The following is a 24,745-nucleotide window of genomic DNA, read 5'->3' as shown; positions in this document are numbered from 1 at the left end:
ACTCTTTATTATGATAAAAACAGACAACCTTCGACCCAATCATTAAGGTAAAGTTGATATAACAACCACGAGCGCAAACAAGCATTCTTATGAATAGGAGGTGATGAATGTTATTAAGAACGTTCGACAATAAAAGTAGGAGGGGAAATAATGAGCAGAAAAAGAAAAAAGGTACAAGGCATTCTTTTATCTTCACTTCTCATCCCAGCACTGATCTTCACATCAGGGGCACAAACCGCATCTTATGCTTCAACCACAAAATCAGTCAATACATCGGCTAGTTCGACAATTGCCGAAAAGAGTAAGACAAAAATCTCCAAGAAGCTTTCCACCCAGTTTGAAAAAGAGGATAAAGTTTCCTTTATCATCAAATTCAAGGAGCAGGTCGATACTGCTAAAGTAGCGAAAGAAGCGACTGCAGCTGCCAAGAAACAAAAGCTGTCATCTTCTAAGGCATCATTGGCCAAGCGCTCAAGCATAGTCACAAACCTCCGTGCCACCGCCCAAGAAACTCAAATGAATGTCAATAAATTCTTAGAGGAACAGGTGAAGGCAGGCGAAGCGAAGGATCTTCAATCGTTCTATATCGTGAATGCGATAGCTGTCACGGCTTCAGAATCGGTCATGAAGAAAATTGCGGCTTATCCAGAGGTAGACAAAATCCTCCCAAATGAAACAAGACAGCTGATACAGCCAGTAGCCAAAGCCGAGACAAAAGCAAAAACAACTGAAAATAAGAAAGTTACAACGAAGGAATCAGCTAAGGAAACAAAAGCTGAAACATCTTCCGTTGAGTGGAATATCGCTCAAATCAGCGCGCCTGCCGTATGGGAAATGGGCATTGATGGTGCCGGAACGGTTGTTGCCAGCATTGATACTGGCGTTCAATGGGATCATCCATCCCTGAAGACGAAATATCGTGGATACGACCCAGCGAATCCGAACCAGCCTTCCCATGAATATAACTGGTATGACGCAACTTCAGCTAACCGCAATGCCCCTTATGATGATCTAGATCATGGCACTCACACAATTGGAACGATGGTCGGTTCCGAGCCAAATGGCACGAACCAAATCGGTGTAGCCCCGGGCGCTAAGTTCATTGCCGTTAAAGCCTTCACAGCAAACGGAGGTACAGATTCTGACTTGATAGAAGCCGGAGAATGGGTATTGGCACCGAAAGATGCCGCCGGTAATCCCCATCCTGAAATGGCACCTGACGTAGTCACCAACTCCTGGGGCGGCGGTGCCGGCCTTGATGAATGGTTCCGTCCAATGGTCCAGGCTTGGAAAAGTGCAGATATCTTCCCAGAGTTCTCCGCCGGGAACACAACTTTAACTAACCCGGGCGGCCCAGGATCTGTTGCCAATCCAGCTAACTATCCGGAATCTTACGCTACTGGTGCGACTGATATCAATAATGCGTTAGCGAGCTTCTCATTAAGAGGACCATCCCCTTATGGTGAGCTTAAGCCGGATATCTCTGCACCTGGTGTCAATATCCGCTCATCTGTTCCAGGAGGCGCCTATGAAGGCGGATGGAACGGAACATCCATGGCAGGACCGCATATTTCTGGGGTCGTTGCCTTATTGAAGCAGGCAAATGCCAGCTTAACTGTTGATGAGCTTGAGGAAATCTTATCTACAACAGCTACTCCGCTTACTGACAGTACCTATCCTGTATCTCCTAACAATGGCTATGGGGCTGGACTCGTCAATGCTTTTGATGCAGTTTCCTCCGTTGTCAGCGGCCTTGGCAAAATTAAAGGAACTGTAACAAAGGAAGGGGATGACACACAAGCCCCAGCTATTGAAACAGAGCCTGTTACAAGCTCTTACAAAGGAATGGACCTTGCTCTTAAAGCGACAGCAACGGATAATATCTCTGTTACAAACGTAACACTGAAATACAAGAAGGCAGATGGAAGCTGGGCTGAAGTGAGCGCCGAACGCGTGAGCGGCGATTACCAATCCGGCGAATACGAAGCAACGATTCCTGGAAGTGAATTGACTGGTGAATCAACACAGTATCAATTCATTGCCAATGACTTTGGCGGAAACACGAAAGAAACCGGCACATACACAGTAGAGCTTCTAAACGGCATAACTGTCGGCTACGAAACAGATTTTGAACAAAACCCGACAGGATGGAGATCCTACGGCACGAATAACTCATGGGAATGGGGAGCTCCAACCTCAGGACCAGGCGCAGCTGCCTCCGGTGAAAAGGTTTATGCGACCAACCTTGCTGGAAACTATGCAAACAGCGCGAATATGAGCTTGCAAATGCCCCCAATCGACCTTCCAGAGGGCAATAGCTTCCTTCAATTTAAGCATTGGTACAATCTAGAGAGAAACTATGATTTCGGTCATGTTTTCCTTTCAACAGATGGCTCAACTTGGACACAGGTTGCTCGCTATAATGATCTATCCAACGCATGGGTGGACGGGGAAGTAGACTTGAGCGAATATGCCGGACAGCGTGTCTATATTGCCTTTAACGTGACAACAGATGGATCTGTTCAGCGCGCAGGCTGGTATTTAGATGATGTTAAACTCTCTGCTACACCAATCGCACCGGCGAAGAAAGCAAATCTTGGTATCACAAAAACAACAGAAGACACCACAAAAGCAACAGCTAAGACAAAAGTTGATCCGAACAAAATCACTCCAGTAAAAGCAAAAGATAGCAAAAAAGACAGTGACCCTGATAAAGAAACACCTTTACCATTGCTTCTTCCATTACAAGCAAAGGTGAATGTGCTTGAAACAGGCCGCTCTGTATACACCAACCCTCAAGATGGCTCCTATGAACTAACTCATGCAACTGGGGAATATACGGTACGGGCTGAGGCATACGGTTATCAATCACAGTCACGAACAGTCAATGTAGAGGATGAAGGCACAGCTACGGCGAACTTCACCCTGCAAGAAACACCGAAAGGTACTGTCAGCGGTGTTGTCACAAACCGCAGCACAGGCGAACCGGTTGAAGGTGCGACCATCTACTTAGTCGAGGATGCAGCAGTTACTCCTGTTATGACTAATGAGGACGGGGAATACACACTTACAGCTTATGAAGGCACGTACACATTGAAAATCACTGCCCCTTCTTACTATAGTGCAGAAACAACCGTAACAATTGAAGAAGGCGAACCAGCAACCGCGAACTTCGATCTTCGACCATTCATTGGATATGCCGGCGAAATCGGCTATGATGATGGAACAGCCGAAAACGCAAGAGCCTTCTATGATGCCGGAAACGGCTGGGCTGTGAAGATGTCCTTGAAAGAAGGAGAAAAACAAGCCTTAGTCACAGGTGCCCTTCTCCGTTTCTGGGATACTTCTTGGCCAAATCCTGGCGGTACAGCATTTGACGTATCTGTCTATGATGCAAGCGGTGCAGATGGTGCCCCTGGCCAAAAACTCGGTGGTCCTTTCAGTCACACAGCGCTTCGTGACGGTACTTGGACACATGTCGACCTTGCCGAGCATGGCATTATGGTTGAAGGCGACTTCTACATCGTGTACACACAAACATTACCAAATCCAAACGCACCTGGACTTGGCACAGATGAAAACGGACCAAAAGCAGGTCGAAGCTGGCAATATGTGAGTGGCTCCTGGTCCAAAACTCCTGAGGCAGAAGGAAACTATATGATTCGCGCAACAGTTAATTATGAGCTGGAGGTGCCGGTCATCACTTCTCCTGCTGATGGTTCTTACACAAATAAGAATAAAGTAAGCGTTGAAGGCACTTCCTCACCTGATACAGCAATTGAGCTGTACAAAAACGGTGAAAAGGCTGTCGAAACGGAAACAAATGGCGAGGGAGTCTTTAAAGCAGAAGTCGAGCTTGATAACGGCGCAAATGAACTGACTGCCAAAGCAAAAACAGATGTCGGTTCAACCGATGCTTCAGAGCCGGTTACCATCATCCTCGACCAAGCTAAGCCTGAGCTTGCGATCACATCTCCTGCAGACGGCACCAAATATAATAAAGAAACCGTCACTGTGACAGGTACGGTCGCTGACGAGAACCTAGATTGGGTGAAGGTCAACGGTCAAACAGCTACAGTGAAGGATGGAAAATTCAGCAAGCGTATCCTTCTCGATGAGGGAAGCAACCAAATCACGGTTCAGGCAAAAGACAAAGCTGGAAACAGCATCAAGAAAACAGTCACTCTTGATGTGAAATACACAGCTCCAGTCTTTGAAAATCTGAAGCCTGATGCGGATAGAGAGCTTGAAAGCGGAGATTCCATTAAAGTGGAATTTGATAGTGAAGAAGGACTTGACGCAACCTTCTCTATCCTTCTTCCACTTACGAACCTTAAGCAATCTGCCAATGCCATCGAACTGCCAATGCGTGAAACATCACCTGGCCATTATGTCGGCTACTACACAGCCACGAAGAACGTAAAAGCCAACGGTGCAGCAGTTCAAGTAACGGCAACAGATGATTATGGCAATAAGTCCGTTGAACGAGCAGAAGGTCTGCTTTACATCAACGCAGCAAAATAAGCTAGTAAAGAGGAGCGGGCATGTCATGCCCGCTCCTTTATCTGTTACTTCCAATTCATTTATAGAAAAAATTCAAATCACCAATCACTTGTTAGTCTTCTACTTTCTCAAGTTTAAGCCCTGTTATAGTCATAAGTTTTTCAACTAACCATTTACTGCTGCGCGTATTTTCTGGACTAATTACACACCATCCTTCATGGGAGGATGTCGTAAGCCATGCCTTTCCTTCTTTAAGGAAGGCTAAGTCTTCTGGCAAATCAGGCTGAATCCAGCCATATAACGAGTCAGACAAGGACTCCATCACTTCTCTTGCTTCATCAGTTATGCGGTATTCATAGACAAAAGCATCCGAACGAAGCAAGATGGTACTCGCCCATTCGGATGCCTCTTTCCTTTCAATCAAGGAGGGCTCAAGCATACTCAAGATAGGCTCATAAGACTTCATCGCTCTCTTCACATTCGACATTATATCTTTCCTCAATACCAGCTGAAACCGATCAGAAACCTTGAATGCCAGGTCAATCAATTGCCGATAGACATCTTCTTTTGGTTCCTCTATTATTCTGTAGTACATGAATGCTCCCACGTCCTAACTAAAAACGAACTTATATGCTGCGATTCCAAAATACACAATCAATCCAATAACCACTGAAGTCGTACTAATTACGATGAACCCATAGAAAAATCCATGGACAGCAGCCGCGATATCCAGGAACATATTTTTTATGTCATCTAGTAACCTCAAATTCTCCCAACCCTTTTTCTTTAAATTATAGCACAGCAAACAACCATATATTGGAATAAAAAAGAGCTGTACAGGTCAGCTCTTGATTCCTTCTAATCAATTACTCTCTTTTCCATCTCTTTAGCGATTTCCGCTGATTTCGAATTCCCCTCATGACGAAGCCGCTCCATAATAGATTGAAAATCTCTTTGATTTCGGTTTTGGCTTAATTTATAGGCTGCATGAATGTCGCTGATCTTAATCTTGAAGCCAACTGTTCCCTTCAGCTCCTGTTCAAGAAGTTCCGGGGAGAGAGTCTCCCACAATACAGGATTCTCCCGGTTTCCCTCGTACTTTTTGAGCATCCGGCTGAGTTCTTCGATCAATTCTTCCCTCTCGAGTATTACGGCCTGCCCATACACATGCACGGCTTGATAATTCCATGTCGGCACTTCCTCATGCTCATACCAAGAAGAAGATATGTATGCATCCGGTCCTTGAAAAATAGCAAGAACCTCACCATCAAAGGTTTTCCACTGACGGTTACCGTACGCAAGATGCCCGGTAAGATAATAATCCTCACCCTGCTTCTTCAATTCCATTGGCAAATGAGTAGCAATCGGTTTTCCCTTTTCCATCGTGACAAGTGTCGCAAAGGAATTTGCTTCGATAAAGGCATAAATGTCCTCTTGATTTGTAACTTTAAACATTTTCGGTACATACATCCTAATTCACCACCTACGTCAATTTAAAGAAGCTCTTTCACCATAATGTAATCTATCTGTTCTTCATCTCCCATGAAAAAGGAATGAGCTCCCGCTTGGATAAATCCCATTTTCGTATAGAAGGCAAGGGCGTGATGATTCTTCTCCCATACTCCGAGCCAGATGCTTTTCTTCCCATGGGTAATAGCCATGTCGTGTGCCAGATTCAGCAAGTACTTGCCGAGACCCTGCTTCTTATAATCTCGCTTAATATAAATCCGTTCAATTTCAAATGCTTCTTCACCCATCTCCTCTGTTTGGGCATCATTCATATTGACCTTCAAGTAACCAGCAAGCTCCCCGTGAATATAGATGAAGAAGAAATGGGAGGATGGATGGGACAATTCCTTCTCCAATTTCTCTAATGTAAAGGCCCTCTCCAAATAGGCCTTCATATTCTCCGCTGAATTCTGCTCCTTAAATGTTTCATTGAATGTGTCATAGCTGATGACTTGAAGGTCATCCAGGTCGTCGAGTGTACACTTTTTGATCGTAATCATCATACAGTATGGCTGCTCCTCCTTAGTAATCTCGCTTATTACCCTTCTTCACATATTCCCAGTCCACTTCGACATTCTTCCTGACTCTTTGCAACAGGTCATGGATGGTCTCCATCTCCTCTTCCGTAAATCCTGCAAGCGCCACGCGGTTGGAATAGTCATTCTCCCGTTTAATAAATGGATAGACCTTATTCCCCTTCTCTGTCGGATAAAGCTTTTTGATCTTCTTATTGAGAGAATCATCTCTCTTCTCGATGAAACCATTCATCTCAAGCTTCTTAATCGCCCGGGCTGCCGTCGTCCGGTCCACCTTGATCATCTCAGCCAGCTTTTCCTGAATGATTCCTGGATTCTCACAGATGCGGACGACATACAAATACTGTCCCTTCGTTAAATCAAATTCCTTGAATTCAATATTGCTAATGGAATCCAAGGCCCTTGCAATCATACCAATCTCACGTAGAATTTCTTTCATTATAAGCTCCTTCTTTTTATTGCAAACGCAACAATAATTCACTATCGTTAACTTACCGCAATTTTATTGTATTTGCAATAAAAAATAAAGAAAATCAATGTTAGACATGTCCCCTCTAGATATAGCGGCACTAGCCCTCACCCATCTAGCAGGACAATTTTACTGAAAGGACAAGCATAAAAAAGGCATCAACCCCTCTTGGATTCACGCCTTTTCTCTTATCTATTATCTTTTCGATTTCAGGAAGAAACTGATGTGTTTTTTTGCTGTGCTCTTTGCTGCTTATGAAGCGTATGCTTCATTCCCCATTCATGCATGTCCGCTAATATTGGTTCAAGTGTTTTCCCATATTCAGTGATAGAATATTCTACCTTCGGCGGAACCTGCGGATAAACAACACGTTTAATGATATCTTCATCCTCCAATTCGCGGAGTTGCTTTGTGAGCATTTTTTGAGTAATACCCGGGAGATTCCGCTGCAATTCACTAAATCGTTGGGTACCCTCTTTCATTAAGTTCAATAGAATGATTGGCTTCCATTTCCCGACAAGAATTCCAAGCGCATCTTCGACCTTGCATAACTTAGGTTCAATCTCCATGAAGACTGTCCTCTCCTTTAGTATCATTTTTGATAGTATACCACTTCAAAGTGCGTACTTCCATTATTATCCTATACCCTTCATACTGAAGATACAAAAGAGTTATATTGAAATCAGAAAATTTAAGAGAAGGTGAGATTTAAATGAAACAATACAGAATAGATCCGTCTAAAGGATTAGAATTTGGCATTTATACATTGGGCGATCATCTTCCCAACCCGCTAACAGGCGAAAGGATTTCTGCACAAGAACGTGTACAAGAAATCATTGAATATGCCAAACTGGCCGATGAAGCAGGAATAGATTTCTTCAGTGTTGGAGAAAGCCACCAGGAATATTTTGCAACGCAGGCTCATTCGGTTGTTCTCGGCGCCATTGCTCAAGCGACAAAAAATATTAAAATCGCCAGTTCCTCAACAATCATCAGTACCTCTGACCCTGTACGCGTGTATGAGGATTTCGCAACCATTGATTTAATATCCAACGGGCGGGCAGAAATTGTTGCCGGTCGCGCCTCTAGGGTAGGTTTATTCGATTTATTGGGTTATGATATCCGGCATTATGAGGAATTATTTGAGGAGAAATTCGAGCTTCTTCTTCAAATCAATAAGGAAGAAGTGCTCAATTGGAGTGGAAACTACCGTGCGCCCTTAAAGAATGCACAAATTCTCCCGCGGCCAAAGGAAGGAAAAATACCGATTTGGCGTGCTGTTGGCGGTACACCGGCGAGTGCCATCAAGGCTGGCTATGCGGGTGTGCCTATGTTCATGGCTCATTTAGGGGGACCCGCTTCTATATTTAAGAATACCATTGATGCCTATCGTGAGGCAGCAAGAAGCAATGGATTCAATCCAGCCGAACTGCCGGTAGCGACTGCTGGTTTCTTTTATGCATCAGAATCATCACAGCAAGCCTTAAGAGAATTATATCCACATATTAACGAAGGAATGAAGAAAACAAATGGCAGAGGGTTTGCGAAGCAGCTATTTGCTCAAGGAATTGACCCGCACAATATCATGAATATTGGCAGCCCCGAAGAAATCATTGAGAAAATTCTCTATCAGCATGAAATGTTTGGACATCAACGCTATATTGCCCAAATTGACTTTGGGGGAATGCCGTTCGATCAAATCAAAAAAAATATTGACTTGATTGGCTCTAAAATCTTGCCAGCCATCCGGAAATACACAGCCCAGAAATAAGGAGGAATGATCATGAAGGTAGTTGCATTATCCGGTTCTCGAATCGGTTCAAAAACGCTAACAGCATTAAATACGACAGTAGCCTTGTTAAAGAAACAATACCCTGATGTTGATGTAACATTAATTGACTTGGCAGAATACGACATTCAGTTCAGCGACGGCCGGAATTACCTAGATTATGAAGGTGACACAGGCTTTGTCACCAAAACCATTATGGACGCAGATGCACTCATTATTGGCACACCAATCTTTCAGGCATCTTTACCTGCCACACTCAAAAACATCTTTGACTTGCTGCCCGTTCAAGCTTTTCGGGATAAAGTAGTCAGCATGATTGTGACTGCTGGCTCACCAAAGCATTATCTTGTTGCAGAACAGCAGCTAAAACCAATCCTCGCTTATATGAAAGCGCAAATGGTGCAGACATATGTGTTCATAGAAGAGAAGGACTTTTATCAAAAGGAAATAACCAATGACGATGTGTTATTTCGGATAAAACGATTAGTGGAAGATACGATTATCCTGACAAAAACCTTCACAAAGATTCGTGAGGAACAAGAATCTCAATACGATTTTTGACCAAATTCGTGCGGCTTTATGAAAAAAGGGGCGCTCTGTTAAATAGGTCTTGCTGACAGAGTGCCCCCCTTCTTTATCCTGCTTATAGTTGTGCTATCATTCGAATTTCCCTGTACGTCCTGCCACCTGATTCGTATTCGAACACTTCCTGCTTCTCGAAGCCGCCTTTCTCATACAAGGCAATCGCAACAGAATTGTCCACCTCTGCACTCGTATAGAGCGGCAGGCGGCCATGCTTATGGATGAAGAAATCGATGAAAGCCTTCAAAGCCGCCTTCCCAATCCCTTTGCTCTGATATTCCTCACCAACCATGAAACGGCTCATGGACCAGCCATTTAACTCATAATCAAAATCATACAAAATAAACCCGACCATTTTCCCTTCCTCATAAATACCTAATGGATAGAAATCCGGTTCATACGCTGCCTGGACGAGGGAAAATAAATTGGGCGCGACAAAGTTCTTTTGCGCCTCGGTTACTTTTAGATCTATACACTCATTATAATTGGTTCGGTCGATTGGCTTGAATTCAATCATTTTGCTGCCCCCTACTTGTTAATTCCTCTATTGATCACCTAAACAATACGGTGTTGAACGAAAATATTCGACCACTTTTGCGAACTTATCCTTTTCCTCTAAATAAGGCATATGATTGCTTTCTTCAAATACAAATAGTTTAGCATTTCTAATGCCTTCATATATTTCTTTCGAAAATACAAAGGGACACTGCGCATCATGCCTTCCGCCATACACGATGGTTGGTGTAACAATATTCGAGAGTTCCCCAAGCAAATCAAAATACGGCAATTCCCGAAAAGAGAAATACTCCAATCTTTTTTGCACAACCTTGCCGCTTGATGGCTTGCTGAAATATTCATCCCGCTTCGATGGATCATAAAGAGACATATCGCTCCAATCCCGACTGGCTGCCCTTTTCTCCTCTATCGCAGCATCTGGAGATTTCAATATTGTAAAAATCTCTATCAATCTTTTATTTAGCGGACTGCTTGGACAATACATGCTTCCTCCATGCTCCATATATCCTCTTCTGGCTGCTGCCCCCCCTGTCATCAGCTTAGAAAGAGAACCCGGAAAGAGGATGGCATAAACCAAACCGAGCATACCGCCGGTCGAATGTCCGGCAAATGCCCATTGCTTCAATCCAACTGCTTCCCTGATTGCCTCTAAATCGTTGGCGGCCTCAGACATGCTTAATTCGGCATTATGATTGACCTTACATGAATGGCCTGCTTCCTTTAAATTAACCAAATATACCTTGAAGCTTTCTGCAAAGGCATCCGCAAAATAATAGCCGCGTTCATTGAATTCACTGTATAAATGCGTGACACATAGAGGTTCTCCCTTCCCGCATGTAAATAGTTCAAAGCGACCTCTTGGCGTTTCAATATATTTTTGCTCCCACATATCTAACAGTCCTTTAAAAGAAATTCTTAAATATCTCTCTCATTCTCTCCTCTTTTCCTACCCCCTATTATTCCGCTCATTCTGAAGATAAAGCTTCACAAGAATCTTATGAATATTATTCAAGCTTAAAAGTATGAATCCCAGCATGATAAAGGTTACAATCTCACCGGTCACAATCGATACGACTCCCAATACGATGGCGTACAATATGTATAAAGCATTGTTCATTTTCCACATATCCCTTCATCTGTCCTTTTCAACTAGATTACTAGCTTAAATCAATGGATTTATATTAATCTCTCCCTTAAATAACTCACCATTTCCTACAGAAAGTCTATGAATTCCATGTATTCTCCTTCTTTACTATATTCGACATAGTTTAACTTTCTTCCTCTGTACCTTTCTGAAAGGGAGAATCATAGAGGAACGGCCAACGCAAAAAAAGAGGGGCATCAAGCCCGCTCCTCTTTTGCGCCTTCCTCCTGCCGCTTCGGTTTAAAGTATAAGCCCAGCTCCTTTTTCTCCTGGGACAGCGATCGGTAGAGTGATATCATCATTAACACAATGATGAGCGAAAATGGGAAAGCAGCTGCAATTAAGGAATTTTGCAGGGCCTGCAATCCACCGCTATATAAGAGAATCAAGGCGATGGCAGATTGAGCGATGCCCCAAACTACTTTCACCGTATTTGCCGGTGTGAGTGAACCATAGGTCGTCTGCATACCCAATACAAAGGTGGCAGAATCCGCAGATGTGATGAAAAAGGTCGACACAAGGATAATCACAATGATAGAGAGAATTGTCGACCATGGGAATTCACTTAACACCGCAAACAAGACCTCTTCTGTGGCAAAGTTGGTTAAATCGACATTCCCCGCATTTTGTACCTCAATAGCTGAGGTGCCAAAAACAGAGAACCATAAGAAGCTGACTAAAGCCGGCAGCAATAAGACCCCAATCATGAATTGACGGATGGTTCGGCCCTTAGATACGCGTGCGATGAATATCCCAACGAAGGGTGACCATGAGATCCACCATGCCCAATAAAAAATTGTCCATCCATTAATCCATGAGCGGTGCTCCTCATTAAGAGGGGCAATCCGGAAGCTCATTTGAACGATATTCTGGATATATCCTCCGAGTGTATCCGTAAACATATTTAAGGTGAGAATAGCTGGTCCAACAATGAACATTAATAGAAAGAGCAGGCTGGCTAATACCATATTCGCATTGCTCAAATATTTGATGCCCTTCCCTAATCCAGACCAAGCCGAGAGGATAAACAGCACCGTTACGATAGCAATAATGATGGCTTGAACGCCAAAGCTATTCGGAATGCCAAACATGAAAGATAACCCGCCGTTTATTTGTGCCGCTCCGAAGCCTAAAGTGGTCGCCACTCCGATGACTGTCGCAAAAACAGCCAATACATCTACGATGGTTCCTAGAGGGCCATCCATCCTTTTACCTAGCACAGGTTTTAAAGTCGCCGATATCAAGCCAGGCTCATTTTTTCGAAATTGAAAATACGCTAAGGCAAGCGCGATGATTGCATAGATTCCCCATGCATGGATTCCCCAGTGGAAGAATGTATAGCGCATCGCTTCCTTATGCGCTTCAGGAGTTCCCCCATCCGCAAGCGGCGGAGTCATGAAATGGGAGAGCGGCTCAGCTGCCCCCCAAAACACAAGGCCAATCCCCATGCCGGCACTAAAGAGCATGGCAAACCAGGAGGCATTTGAAAACTCCGGTCTATCATCTGCCTTGCCAAGCCGAATCGTCCCAACAGGACTAAAAATGAGAAACACGCAAAAAATGACGATAATCGTCACTAAAATTAAATAATACCAACCGAATGACGTGGTGAGAAAAGATTGCAGATTTGCCGTAGCTTCCTCAAAGCTTGCTGGTGCCGCAACCCCAAACACCACAGCCGCTAACACAATCGCAACAGTAATCCAAAATACGTTCGATACTTTCTTCATCATATGTTCCTTTCTATCAAAAACTAATAACCCCCTTTTATTCCATCAGCAGGAAAAAGCTCATATGCTATCCATACCCAATATTTTGTAAATAGTAACCTTTTCATCAGATTCCATCCTATTTGGAACAAAAAAAGACCCTGATTTCCAAAGTGAAATCAGGGTTAGTTGATCAGACCCGCAGCAAGCCGCGAAAGCCTCTGGCAGCATAATATGAATCTGCGCCATTATGATACATAAACACCATGTCATAGCGTCGGTCACAAAAAATGGCTCCGCCAAGAGTACGAATCGCAGCAGGCGTTTGCACCCAGCTGGAGGTCTTTAGATCAAATTCACCAAACTTCTGCAGATTCCGGTACTGTTCCTCCGTTAAAATCTCAATCCCCATATCGGCAGCCATATCCATCGCACTCGTTTTCGGTTTATTCTTCTTCCTTGCCTCCAGTGCTTCGCGGTCATAGCACACGCTTCTCCGTCCTTTAGGACTTTCCGCTGAACAATCATAAAAGACATACTCGCCTGCTAGATGACCTTCCTCCACTACATCCGGCTCTCCGCCAGTCTCTTCCATTTGATATAGAGACCACAGCTTTTCGGGATTGGCCTCCAATTTCTCCTGAATCTGTGTCCATTCAATATTTGGATGGCGCTGTCTATTTTTCTCAAAACGGTCTTGCAGGGTGGTGAGCAGTGTTTGCTCTTGTTCTGGTGATAGGGTTCTCATCATTACCCCTCCAATTCATTATTCATTCACAAAATAATTATGAAGATCCATCGATTTATTGAAGAGACCAAATGTCTACATTCAAGCTTTTACAAAACCTGCATACCTTAATGAACTTCTACATTGGAACAAAACACGATATTCATTTTTTTCGCTAATCCGCTTTTTTGTTAAGGAATGCTTAGGCCTTATTACTAATCTTTCTGTTTCTATCATACAGTTAAACACTTTTTTTACTTCTAACAATGTGATATCTTCCTTTCAAAATCTTGTTTTGAGAACGATTGATTACATTAACCTAAGTAATCGCCCTTATTTACTTAATATTCCGGATTTTTTATCGTTTACTCTTCATGTTAGGTAACAATCCCGCCCCGTGGCGGATGAACGCCCTCTAATACAGCACATAGGTAATCCTTTGTACTATTACTAGGACAACTTTATATTTCTCAAATAGACTAATGCAGAGAGTATACTAATAATCAAATAGTATATGCCTACTATCGAGAATGCCTCAGTCGCTACTACTCCAATGTCTTTATCTAGAATAAATGCTCTCCATAAGAAAGAGCTAATAATGAGCAGTATAGGATATGCTACAAAGAAACCTGCAAAGTAAAGTTTAGTTTTCTTACTATCGTTCATATATTCCCCTTACAGAAAAAAACATTATCCATATTATACCACATTGAATTTTCAGCTGACCTGTCCTTCGCATTATCAGGATGTCAACAATAAAAGACATTAATCCTTCTCGGATTAATGTCCCCTATAGCTGGATTTTTTTATACGTGGCAATTTACCTGCCGGCTGCTTTTTTATCCAATTTAGATATTTTTTCATTTCAGGGTCATCCTGTAATCTTTCAATTGTATTAAGCCTTATAGCCAATTCCGAATTTGAATAAAGGGCGTGAAGCTGTTTATGGCAAGGAATACACAGTTGTGATGTATCTTCAGGGCCTCCCCCAAATTCTCTCGGAGTTAAATGGTGAATGGTACGCTCCACATCATCCCTTAAACAAAGTTCACACCTGCCTCTCCCTGCTTTAGTCATTGCGATATCTTCCTTTCTCCTGTCTGATTAACCTTCGTGATACCAGTAATCTTAAATCGGCTTTACTTTGCAACTCTTCCTGACTATTTTACCAATTTAGATTAAAACGATTCCCTTATGCTCCATCAAATGGACCTTCTTCCTCTTTATATAGAGAGGATTGATTCTAATACTGAAAATTCAACCTGGAAAATGATCATTCAAAAAAGAAAGAGATTTCAACGATGGCTCTTCTAATACGAAAGGATTCGCTTTGATGTGCCTTACTAATGTATACTCTGAATCATTATCTTCTTATTAAGACCCGGCATCACCGCTGGAACTCTAACAGCTAAGCTACTTATTAATCAAAATGACAAACACTAGCACAACCATTAGTGATGCAATAATGACGGTCAGCCATCCAATCTTCACCTTTTTTAATAAACGATCCACAATAAAGAATAAGATAGCAGAAACAAGACCTGGAAAAAGGAACAGCACTCCTCCACAGCAATGAATTATGAAAGAAATGATTTCGCGAATATATGCTCTTTTAGAAGGTTTCCTACTAAACCAATCACTAAAGATAGAAACAATAACTCCGTAGGTAATAGCAAACATTAAGTTCAAATAATACAAATTGAAAAAAAGATCCCCTTCAAGCCAATCAGGTGTTGAAAGAATCAGTGTAAATAGTAAACTACTTAGAATAGCCGTTAATAGTTTTCTTTTTAAAATAATAACAGCCTCCCTCTCCCTGCTATTGAGTGCTCATGCAAAGCGCTTTCTATCATAAATATTCGATAATTGATGGTCTATGCTACTTCATTAAGCTTCCTTACTCCAGGAGGACGCTCAACATAAAAGGACATTCATCCTTTTTGAATGAATGCCTCCTACTGTATACCTTCTAATAAAATAAAATTTATTCGTCAAAGTATGATGGGAGCTGTATGCCAATATCAAATAATAAACTATATACGATATAAAGAAATAAAGCCCAGTAACAAATATTCATAAATACCGTCCAGCTCCTATTTTCCTCATTCTCTATTCGACCTTTGTTTTTCCTTTTTCTATATAGACCTTGCACTTTCCTTAACTTTTGATTTTTATCTTGCTTGTTAGGGTACATCGATATCACTCCTGCTCCCTGTGTGATGATTCATCTCCTTTGACGAACATTAACATTGCTTCTTTTTGAGTTATTCTTCTATATGCTTAAATCCTTCTTCCGCTGCCAGCCATGCTTTTAGCATTAGAAGCTTTTCATGTTCAAGAAAACGGAAAATCGGAGGTAAAAACAATACTATAAGGGCAATTCATATCAGCAGTCTTGTGATTGTTTCAGAAAACGTACCTTTACCTTTATACCATCCATTGAATTGCAGTTTATTTTTATAGAGACGTTCATTACAATCACTCTCCAAGATTTACTTCCCCGTACATTTCAACAAACCACCCTCATTCGTTGAATAACGAAAGCGTTGCCGTCATTTGTTTACACCGATAAAAATCTGCGTTTCAATAATTGAAGCCTCCTCATAATCCCTTGCAACTTCCCGTCAAAAATGGTCGTTAAGAGACCTGTCCGATAGGTTAAATACCCATAAATACCCACACCTGCCAATGTGCAAAGCAGCACTATGATGATGGATCCAAAACTGTCTTGCGAATGAATTACTGTGCCTAAGATGCTTTTAAGGGCTAGGACAATTCCGCACATGATGCCAGAAAGCAGGAATATAGATAAGATTCGCTTCATTAGCAGGAGATAGCGATAGCCGGTGAAATAATGAATGCAATAGAGGTTCATCAGGCAGGTCACCAAATAACCGAGGGTCGTGGCATAGACCGCTCCCTTCGTCTCAAACAGCTGGATGAGCGGGATATTAAAGGCTAGCTTACATAAGAAGCCTGTCAATAGACTCAGCACGGTATACTTTTGATAATTTGTTCCTTGCAGTACGGCAGCGGTCACTGAGAACAAGGCGAATAAGATAGCAGCCGGTGCATAGATGGCCAGTATCTCTCCTCCAAGCTCATTGAAGGTATAAAAGGCTGTATAAAGCGGACTTGCCAACACGGACATTCCCATCACTGCAGGAATCATGAAGAAGAACAACACTTGGAATGACTGGGTCAATTGATTTTGGAAGACACTTGAATTCCTCTTCATATAGGCGCTCGTTATAGCTGGAATCAAGGCAATCGACAGCGAGGTGGCCATTGTGTTCGGAATCAGAACAAGCTTCTGCGTATTGAAATTTAAGATTCCAAAGGCCGACTTGATGATATTTTGATCATAACCAATGGATATCATTGCCCTCGTAAACGTTAGATTATCAACCAGCTGGAACATGGACATCGAGATTCCTACCATTACGAAGGGGAAGGAGCTTAATAGGATTTCCTTGAATAACTGTATGGTACGAATCTGATGCTCTCCCCGATCTTTTTCCAACCGTTCTTTACGGAGCTTCGCATCCCTTCTCCAATACCACCATAGTATCAACGATCCGCCGACAGCCCCAGCTGCTGCAGCAAAGGTAGCGGCACTGACTGCTGTTACGATGCTCCCGTTCAGTACTTTGATAACCACATAAGCGCCTGCCAGCAAGAAGCCGATTCGAACAATTTGCTCGATGACCTGTGAAATAGCCGTTGGTTTCATATCAGAATGTCCTTGGAAATATCCCCTGAAAATGCTCATACACGGAATGATTAGGAGTGCAAAGCTGACCGCCCTCATGACGGTTGTGATATCTTCTTCAGCATAGCCTTTTCCACCATAGCTGCCGACACTGGCCAGGACTGGTGCCAAAGTATACATGGCTGCAAAAGCGAGGAAACCCGTAACCAGCATTAATTTCACACTGACCTTGAACAATTGATGGCTAACTGCATACGCTTCCAATGAATTGTATTTAGCTATACTCTTAGACAAAGCCATCGGGATGCCGGCAGTTGAAATGCTGATAAAGATTGAATAAGGAACATACGAAAAGGTATACAACCCCGTCCCAGCCTCCCCAATCAGCCTCCCAAACGGAATTACATACAAAAGCCCAAGGATCTTTGACAGCACCGAACCAACCGTTAAGATGAAAGCTCCCTGAATGAGCTTATTAGACATAGAACCCAACTCTTTCCTTGTTATATGATTACTAATACACAATACCATATTTTAGGCAAACAGGTTCTGAAGATTATGACGTTTCTCCGGAAACACCTAAACAGAGTAATCTTTTATCATTATTTTTAGATGGGCCAAGCTTACTCGTAAGGCTACTACTTTTTCAAGCGGTCTCCTCCTTTATCTCTTTTTTGGCTTAATCAGTCAGGAGAAAAAAGGCCTTTCAACCAGCTAACGAGCCGGTGAAAGACCTTCACGATTAAATATATTTACTGCCTTCCCTAACACTCAAGGGAGCCATTTGATCCTTATGCGTCTCCATAAATCCTCTGACCCAATCGGGATTGACCTTCGAGTACTCCCTCAGACTCCACCCAATCGCCTTATTGATAAAAAATTCTTTCTGTCCGAGATTGTTTAGGATGATTGTCTCTAACAACTGAACATTCGTGTTCTCTTTCCTTCCATTCTGATGGTCAATCGCAATCCTCCTTAGCCATATATCTTCATCTGTCGACCACCGCAGCATCAAATCATCAATCTCTTCACAAGGAAAATCAATATTGCCAATAAGCTTATCGAGCCCATCAATGGTATCCCACCATTGCTTCTCCTTCGCATAAGCAATCAAAGAGTTAAGATCACTGATGTGAATATATTTTGCGAGCGCATGTAAGTAATCAAGGACAAAGTATTGCATTTCTCTGTGATTATCTGCATAACACCTATTTAAGAAGGACCAATCAATTTCTTTCTTCGCTTTTTCCTGTTTAATGATTTCCTTTGTCATTTCCTTTCTCTTCACCGCACCGATTCCATAGAAGGAGAAGTGATTTTTCATATAGGCGGCCATGGATTCGGCTTTTGCCTCATCTTTATGCAACTCAAAAATCTGCCGCAAATGTTCGTATTTTTCATGAGAGCGTCCATTTTCTTGATCCATGTGAAATCCCTCCAATTCACCATCTTTATAAAGAACCTATTAATGTAAGTATAACAGGCTTCATCCCCGTTCATACGAAAGGGAAAACACATACGAGATGCGTCTTCCCTGCTTAAAAACCGTTTATTTATCACCGACTATTTTAGCAGCCTCTTCTTCATCTGCCTCAATCGTGGTAATATGCTGATATTTATATGACAGAATACGTTCAACCGCCTCATCAACTCTTGATATCGGTATTTCTCCAGATTGAACACCCTCTAAGATACCGTTGAACACTTGCTTTTGGCTCTCTTCTGTATGGCACACGAGCAACATATCCGCTCCCGCCGAGACTGCCTGGCAGCCTAGATCCTCATAGGTAAAGTATTTATTGACTGCCCCCATTTCCAAGTCATCGGTTACAACAATCCCCGTATAGCCTAATTGGTCACGAAGCAGATCCTGCATAATAACAGGGGAAATGCTGGCTGGGTGTTCTTTATCATAGGCTGGGTATTTGATATGCGTTACCATCACGAAGAAATCATCATGATTCAGTTCTTGAATCACCTTTTTAAATGGATAGATATCGTTATTCTCCAAATCCAATTGGTCAGCATCGACGGCAGATGTATCCTCATGCGGATCGACATTACTGCGTCCATTACCCGGAAAATGTTTTACCGTAGCGGTTACGCCGCCCGCGACTAAACCGGATATCACCTCACTGCCATACTCCCCGGTCAGAAGCGGATCTGTTCCAAATGAACGGCTGTCCGTATCAGACAAATCAAGGACTGGCGCAAAATTAATCGTAAATCCCATTGCTGCCAGCTGTTGGCCTGTCCTGACGGCGAGCTTGCTGATGGCCTTTTTATCGCCTTTCTCTCCAAGTGCCTGCTGGGAAGGCAGTGAGGAGAAATATTCCTTCATTCTTATAATTGCCCCGCCCTCTTGGTCCACACTAAAGGTTAAAGGAATTTGAAGAGAGGATGAATAGGCTATCTTCTGTAATTGATTGGTCAATTTGGCCACTTGAGATGGGTTCTCCATATTGCGATCAAACAAGATTACACCGCCTGCATGGTAATCACGAATCATCCGTTCAATATGCTCATCTGATTCAGTGGATTGAAAGCCGACCACCAGCATCTGACCAATTTTTTCTTCAAGGGTCATCGATTCCAGCACACGCCTCACCTTCTCTTCAACAGAATCAGCATCCTGATAGTAGGTGACCGGTTCAATTTTTGTACTACTGTTTTGATGATCAGCGTTTAAATGGACTCCCTCTTTAGAGGAGTGATGATTAGATTCAGCCCTATGCGCTGAGTGTGTATCCTCCTTCGCAAAATCCTTATAATAGGTAAAGAGGCCGCCCGCTGCTAAAACAACTCCTACACCAATAAACAACAAGATAGACAGCAGCCATTTTTTTCTCCTGCCATGCCTCATGATTCTGTCTTGGAACTTATCTTAGTTAATTTAGCTTTATCAAGATACCAGCTTCCATTTTCCTTAACTAAGTGCCAATCCCCCTCCCATTGCTGAACTAATGTGGTATTGCCTTTATGATCATCATAAGAAGTCATGACAATATGAGCTTTAGCCTTTGAACCATTAATCTCCTTAACACTAACAGAATTGACGACATCAGATTGATTATTCTCCAATCCTTTTGACCAGTCACTTAAGGATAGACTGCTTCTTTTCTCTGAAGAGAATAAATTATAGGCTGCTTCGAAATGATTATCTGTAATATGTTGATAATGGGTGTATATCACTTCTTGTATAAGCCTTTCATCAATGCTGTCTTCATCCTCCTCGGAAGAAACCTCCGTATCATATGTATCCACATCATCAAAAAGGAAGTCTGCACTATACATTCCCTCTTTAACGGTCACCGTATCTGATTTTAATGTTTCTTTTCCAATCTTCCATTCAGCATGCAGTTTGACAGATCCATCCATCGGCAGCGGGCCAATTTCATCTATCTCCTTCAATTTCTTTTTCGTACTTTTCCCATTCACAAACAATACGGCCTCGTCTTCATTTGTATAAATGCTCAAGAAATAATCATCCCAAGAAAACTGGCTGGATGCCGTGCGGTCCTCGAGTGAAGAAACATCAAATTTGTCACTTTGTGTGACCTTCCCATAACCCCCTTCTGCCACAGCCTTAATGGTATGCTCTCCAGGAAGATACGGGCCAAACAATTCTTCCGCCTCATCACTGACTGTACCGGCCTTTTGACCATCTATTTGTATCTCTGTTTTGTTATAGTCGGAGGTAATATTCACATAACATGGCTGTACCTCAATCACATAATGATCAAAGATTCCCCATTTTTTCCCGCCCAGCTTTACATTAGCCAGATTATTCATGTCAACTCCAGCCTCATAAGAATGGAAATCTTCCTTATAATAATTAGCCTCGGTTTCTAAATCCTCATATAATTCCGAATAAATTTTAGGATTATCATTAAGATAGGTAATGAACGCCTCAGTTTGTTCTGCAGTTGCTTTCATTTCCCTTTGTCCATCATTAATATAAGCTCGTACCTTATTCGTTTGTTTGCCTTCAACAGCTGCGGCAAAACCTTCTACCACTTTATCTGGAGATAAATATATGTTTTTAAGATAATAATAACCACCGCCTAAAAGAAGAAGAGCCAAAAGAGCGATAATGGTTATGATTGGTTTTTTCCTTCTCTTTGCCGACCCTTCATTTAATGGCTTTGATTCATGACTTCCATCAGTCTCTTTCTTCCCAGAGCGTGATTTGGATTCAGTCTGTTCACCAATCGGCCTTCCACATTTTGCACAGAATTTGGCACCCTCCTTGAGCTTGTTTCCACAGTTCTTGCAGTAATTCATCGTTAACACTTCCTTGCTGTATAAGATCTGGTAGTTTAAATTATACAGGTTAAATTCCAAATATTAAATTATTTTAGTATAATTTAATTTATTCATCTATTTACTTCTCCCTTCTTTTTTCACTCGGGTACTTTAAAAATAGGCTAGGAAAAATGAAACAAAACGGATTTCGACTGAACGAAATCCGTATCAGATTAAACAATGCCATTTTGTCATTTATTACTTTTCCCCATTCCTTACAGCCATCTGTAGCTTCTATTATCAGCACTATCTGTTACCCAAACGCATAAAAAAAAGCACCTCCCAAAATTCTCATTTCAGGAGGTGCTTTTCTATTTGTTTTCTACAGTTATAATACCAATAAAAGCTGTAAAAAATCTTATTTATTACATGATGTTCAATACATGGAATACAACACCGACTACGAACAATCCAAGAATCATCACAATTGGAGATACTTTTTTGTTAAGCAGCCACATGCAAAGAAGTGTCAATAACAATGCAGATAAGCCAGGAATTAAGCTATCTAAGTTGTCTTGTAAAGTCGTTACTTTCATATCAGTTAATGAAAGACCAGATGCTTGTTGTTCAAGCGCTGTTTTGATGCCTTCTGATCCAGCAGGGAGTTTATCCCAATCGATATAGGCACCTTCATCCAGTTGAACGGAAGAAACAATTGGTGTGAATGTGATGGATACCCATCTGTTAACTAACGCACCAAGTATGAACATACCGAGTATCGAAGCACCTTTTGTAATATCACGAAGCAATCCGCCAGACAAATCGTCTGTGATTTTGGAACCAGCTTTGTAGCCAAATTCCTGTGTATACCACATGAATCCCATACGGATAAGATTCCATAATACGAAGTAAAGAATTGGTCCAAGAATATTACCAGTCATTGCAAGGGAAGCCGCTAACGCACCAAGGATTGGCTTAACTGTGAACCAGAATACTGGGTCACCGATACCAGCTAGAGGTCCCATCATACCGACCTTAACCCCTTGGATTGCTACATCATCAACCGGCGCACCGTTTGCACGCTCTTCTTCAAGTGCTAAAGTAACACCGAGGATTGGTGAAGCTACATATGGGTGAGTATTAAAGAACTCTAAGTGACGTTTTAGTGCTGCAGAACGATCTTCTTTTGTTTTATATAATCTTTTGATAGCTGGGATCATGGCAAATGTCCATCCGCCATTTTGCATACGTTCATAGTTCCAAGAACCTTGGATGAACGTTGAACGCCACCAAACAGAAATACGATCTCGTTTTGATAATGTCAATTTTTCTTCCATTTTTCTGTCCTCCTCCTTCTTAGTAATCATCAATAATGGCGCCTAATGGATCTCCGGTATTACCGCCTCCGCCATTACCTGAACCGCCTTGTTTGGAAAGAGCTAAATAGATGAGTGCAAGAGCGACACCGATAGCACCCAATCCGATAAGTGTGATTTGTGAAACAGTCGCTAATACGAAACCAATTGCAAAGAATGGCCATACTTCTTTCGTTGCCATCATGTTAATAACCATCGCATAACCAACGGCTACAACCATGCCACCGCCGATTGCCAAACCATCTGTCAACCATGCAGGCATAGATTCAAGCATGCTTCTAACTGGAGCCGCACCAACTGCTAGAATCAATGCAGCTGGGATTGCAATACGCAAACCTTGCAAGCAGATCGCAGCGACGTGCCAAAATTCAACTACTTTAATGTTACCTTCTTGAGCTGCAGCATCCATAAAGTGTACAAATGCTGTCGCAATAGTACGAACGATAATTGTTAATAGCAAACCTGCAACTGCAAGTGGTACAGCAATCGCGATTGCAGAAGAAATACCGGCTTGACCTTGTCCGCTTAAAACAAGAATAATAGCAGATGCAACTGATGCCAACGCAGCATCTGGTGCTACGGCAGCTCCGATATTTGCCCAACCTAAAGCGATCATTTGAAGTGTACCGCCTAAGATAAGACAAGGAATGAGTTCTCCTGTAACCAAGCCGATTAGCGTACATGCAATGATTGGCTGATGGAAATGGAATTCATCGAGAATACCTTCAACACCAGCTAAAAATGCTACGAAAACGACTAATATTATTTGAATAATAGTCAAATCCATGATGATTTCATCCTCCCTTATTTACTGCTGATTAGTGTTGTTTATTCAACTCTTCTTGAGCCTTCTTGATAATTTCGTCCATATTTCCTTTTGAATCATTCGGAACTTTACGGACATCGAATTTCAAACCGCGATCTTTTAATTTCTTAAAAGTATCAATATCATCTTGACTGAATGCCAAAACTTTATTTGGTTGAACTTTACCAGGTGAGTGTGCCATTGAGCCGACATTGATTGTATCTAAAGGTACGCCGCCTTCAACAGCTCTAAGTGCATCCTGCGGGTTTTCAAATAGAAGAAGTGCTCGCTGACCGCCGAAGTGTTGATCGTCTTTTGCAAGCTCAATCATTTTATTGACAGGGACAACGTGTGCCTTAACACCAGGTGGTGCAGCTTGTTGGATTAATTTCTTACGAAGGTCATCCTTAGCAACAGTATCAGATACAACGATGATACGTGTAGGCTGTGTAGCTTTTGTCCAGCCAGTTGCGACTTGGCCGTGAAGTAAACGAGAGTCAATACGTGCTAACACATATTCGAATTTACCAGGTGCTCCTGTTGAAACTGCTTGCTGCGCTGCAGGAGCTGCTGCTTCTTCTGGTTCTAAAGCTTCAGGTCTAACTTTAACCCCTTCTTTAGCAGAACCGAGAATATGCGCGGCAATTTCATGCGCAGTGTTCATTGAGAAACGAGATGCAAATGCTTCAATCAACATTGGCAAGTTCATGCCGGCAACAATTGCCCATTTGTCTTTGTGATCTTCAAACAAGCTGTTGGCTTGGTTGAAAGGAGTACCACCCCAAAGATCGACTAAGAATAATACTTCTTCTTGGTTATCGAAAGATGCGATTGCTTCTTTCATTTTTGCCTTTACGTCATCTGGTCCTTCGCTAGGCATCAATGTAACAGCTTTTACATTTTCTTGTGCTCCAAAGATCATCTCTCCAGATTGCAAGATACCGCTAGCGAATTCGCCATGACTAGCAATGATAATCCCTACCATCTTTCTACCTCCTATATAATTATTTTGCGAAACACACCTAATTATTCCATATGGTGTGCTTTTCAACCATCTTAAGACATTACACTTTTCGAACAAAAAAGCATGAAAAAAGTTAAATAAATGAAGTTGTAGGTATAT

The 24,745-nt window shown here is 42.2% G+C and carries 22 protein-coding genes; 3 read left to right on the top strand and 19 right to left on the bottom strand.

What is annotated here, in order from left to right; translation table 11 throughout:
- Window positions 1-150 precede the first annotated feature (150 nt).
- Window positions 151-4,524 (top strand): S8 family serine peptidase, encoded by a 4,374-nt coding sequence (locus tag ACY8DX_RS02835; protein ID WP_049672200.1) that lies wholly within the window; start codon window positions 151-153, stop codon window positions 4,522-4,524.
- Between the two features lie 91 nt (window positions 4,525-4,615).
- Here the strand turns inward: ACY8DX_RS02835 and ACY8DX_RS02830 are convergent, their stop codons facing one another.
- The 5 genes from ACY8DX_RS02830 to ACY8DX_RS02810 form a co-directional block, all read right to left on the bottom strand.
- On the bottom strand, window positions 4,616-5,098 hold the full coding sequence (locus tag ACY8DX_RS02830; protein WP_439803127.1) for a stage III sporulation protein AH: 483 nt from the start codon (window positions 5,096-5,098) through the stop codon (window positions 4,616-4,618).
- Between the two features lie 263 nt (window positions 5,099-5,361).
- Window positions 5,362-5,973, bottom strand: a complete 612-nt coding sequence (locus ACY8DX_RS02825) for an FMN-binding negative transcriptional regulator (RefSeq protein WP_049672202.1) — start codon at window positions 5,971-5,973, stop codon at window positions 5,362-5,364.
- A 23-nt stretch (window positions 5,974-5,996) separates the two neighbouring features.
- Window positions 5,997-6,515, bottom strand: a complete 519-nt coding sequence (locus tag ACY8DX_RS02820) for a spermidine/spermine N(1)-acetyltransferase (RefSeq protein WP_049672203.1) — start codon at window positions 6,513-6,515, stop codon at window positions 5,997-5,999.
- Between the two features lie 19 nt (window positions 6,516-6,534).
- A complete protein-coding gene (locus tag ACY8DX_RS02815; RefSeq protein WP_049672204.1) occupies window positions 6,535-6,987 on the bottom strand; it encodes a MarR family winged helix-turn-helix transcriptional regulator in 453 nt (150 codons plus the stop codon).
- Between the two features lie 239 nt (window positions 6,988-7,226).
- Window positions 7,227-7,586, bottom strand: a complete 360-nt coding sequence (locus ACY8DX_RS02810; protein WP_049672205.1) for a winged helix-turn-helix transcriptional regulator — start codon at window positions 7,584-7,586, stop codon at window positions 7,227-7,229.
- A 143-nt stretch (window positions 7,587-7,729) separates the two neighbouring features.
- Between ACY8DX_RS02810 and ACY8DX_RS02805 the strand changes: the two genes are divergently transcribed.
- The gene (locus ACY8DX_RS02805; RefSeq protein ID WP_049672206.1) at window positions 7,730-8,788 is read left to right on the top strand and encodes an LLM class flavin-dependent oxidoreductase; all 1,059 of its coding nucleotides are present in this window, start codon (window positions 7,730-7,732) and stop codon (window positions 8,786-8,788) included.
- Window positions 8,789-8,800: 12 nt separating this feature from the next.
- Window positions 8,801-9,367, top strand: coding sequence for an NADPH-dependent FMN reductase (locus ACY8DX_RS02800; RefSeq protein WP_439803129.1), 567 nt, complete (start codon window positions 8,801-8,803; stop codon window positions 9,365-9,367).
- Window positions 9,368-9,449: 82 nt separating this feature from the next.
- Here ACY8DX_RS02800 and ACY8DX_RS02795 read toward each other — a convergent pair whose 3' ends face one another.
- The 14 genes from ACY8DX_RS02795 to ACY8DX_RS02730 form a co-directional block, all read right to left on the bottom strand.
- Complete coding sequence (locus tag ACY8DX_RS02795; protein WP_462406169.1) at window positions 9,450-9,905, bottom strand: GNAT family N-acetyltransferase; 456 nt, start codon at window positions 9,903-9,905, stop codon at window positions 9,450-9,452.
- A 27-nt stretch (window positions 9,906-9,932) separates the two neighbouring features.
- Window positions 9,933-10,793: an alpha/beta fold hydrolase gene (locus ACY8DX_RS02790; RefSeq protein ID WP_462406168.1), complete on the bottom strand. Its 861-nt coding sequence runs from the start codon at window positions 10,791-10,793 to the stop codon at window positions 9,933-9,935.
- A gap of 57 nt (window positions 10,794-10,850) precedes the next feature.
- Window positions 10,851-11,021, bottom strand: coding sequence for a hypothetical protein (locus tag ACY8DX_RS02785; RefSeq protein ID WP_197089954.1), 171 nt, complete (start codon window positions 11,019-11,021; stop codon window positions 10,851-10,853).
- Between the two features lie 224 nt (window positions 11,022-11,245).
- Window positions 11,246-12,778, bottom strand: a complete 1,533-nt coding sequence (locus tag ACY8DX_RS02780) for a glycine betaine uptake BCCT transporter (protein ID WP_462406884.1) — start codon at window positions 12,776-12,778, stop codon at window positions 11,246-11,248.
- Window positions 12,779-12,950: 172 nt separating this feature from the next.
- On the bottom strand, window positions 12,951-13,508 hold the full coding sequence (locus ACY8DX_RS02775; protein ID WP_049672209.1) for a DUF4256 domain-containing protein: 558 nt from the start codon (window positions 13,506-13,508) through the stop codon (window positions 12,951-12,953).
- A gap of 756 nt (window positions 13,509-14,264) precedes the next feature.
- A complete protein-coding gene (locus ACY8DX_RS02770) occupies window positions 14,265-14,561 on the bottom strand; it encodes a hypothetical protein (protein WP_049672211.1) in 297 nt (98 codons plus the stop codon).
- A 336-nt stretch (window positions 14,562-14,897) separates the two neighbouring features.
- Complete coding sequence (locus tag ACY8DX_RS02765; protein ID WP_462406167.1) at window positions 14,898-15,173, bottom strand: hypothetical protein; 276 nt, start codon at window positions 15,171-15,173, stop codon at window positions 14,898-14,900.
- Between the two features lie 871 nt (window positions 15,174-16,044).
- Entirely contained in the window at window positions 16,045-17,679 is a 1,635-nt protein-coding gene (locus tag ACY8DX_RS02760; protein WP_462406166.1) for a putative polysaccharide biosynthesis protein, read from the bottom strand.
- A 259-nt stretch (window positions 17,680-17,938) separates the two neighbouring features.
- Window positions 17,939-18,622 (bottom strand): DNA alkylation repair protein, encoded by a 684-nt coding sequence (locus ACY8DX_RS02755; protein ID WP_049672214.1) that lies wholly within the window; start codon window positions 18,620-18,622, stop codon window positions 17,939-17,941.
- Window positions 18,623-18,745: 123 nt separating this feature from the next.
- On the bottom strand, window positions 18,746-20,017 hold the full coding sequence (locus ACY8DX_RS02750) for a glycoside hydrolase family 3 protein (RefSeq protein ID WP_462406165.1): 1,272 nt from the start codon (window positions 20,015-20,017) through the stop codon (window positions 18,746-18,748).
- 38 nt (window positions 20,018-20,055) lie between these two features.
- A complete protein-coding gene (locus tag ACY8DX_RS02745; RefSeq protein ID WP_049672215.1) occupies window positions 20,056-21,480 on the bottom strand; it encodes a TcaA 3rd/4th domain-containing protein in 1,425 nt (474 codons plus the stop codon).
- A gap of 386 nt (window positions 21,481-21,866) precedes the next feature.
- Window positions 21,867-22,778 (bottom strand): PTS system mannose/fructose/sorbose family transporter subunit IID, encoded by a 912-nt coding sequence (locus tag ACY8DX_RS02740; protein WP_049672216.1) that lies wholly within the window; start codon window positions 22,776-22,778, stop codon window positions 21,867-21,869.
- 19 nt (window positions 22,779-22,797) lie between these two features.
- Window positions 22,798-23,598 (bottom strand): PTS mannose/fructose/sorbose transporter subunit IIC, encoded by an 801-nt coding sequence (locus ACY8DX_RS02735; RefSeq protein ID WP_331456724.1) that lies wholly within the window; start codon window positions 23,596-23,598, stop codon window positions 22,798-22,800.
- Between the two features lie 37 nt (window positions 23,599-23,635).
- Window positions 23,636-24,607 carry a mannose/fructose/sorbose PTS transporter subunit IIA gene (locus ACY8DX_RS02730; RefSeq protein ID WP_049672218.1) on the bottom strand — a complete coding sequence of 324 codons (972 nt, stop codon included), beginning with the start codon at window positions 24,605-24,607 and terminating at the stop codon, window positions 23,636-23,638.
- Window positions 24,608-24,745 lie beyond the last annotated feature (138 nt).

Source organism: Gracilibacillus sp. Marseille-QA3620 (assembly GCF_054950035.1).
The sequence above is the reverse complement of the archived record's forward strand: the minus strand, read 5'-3'. Positions and strand labels throughout refer to the sequence as shown.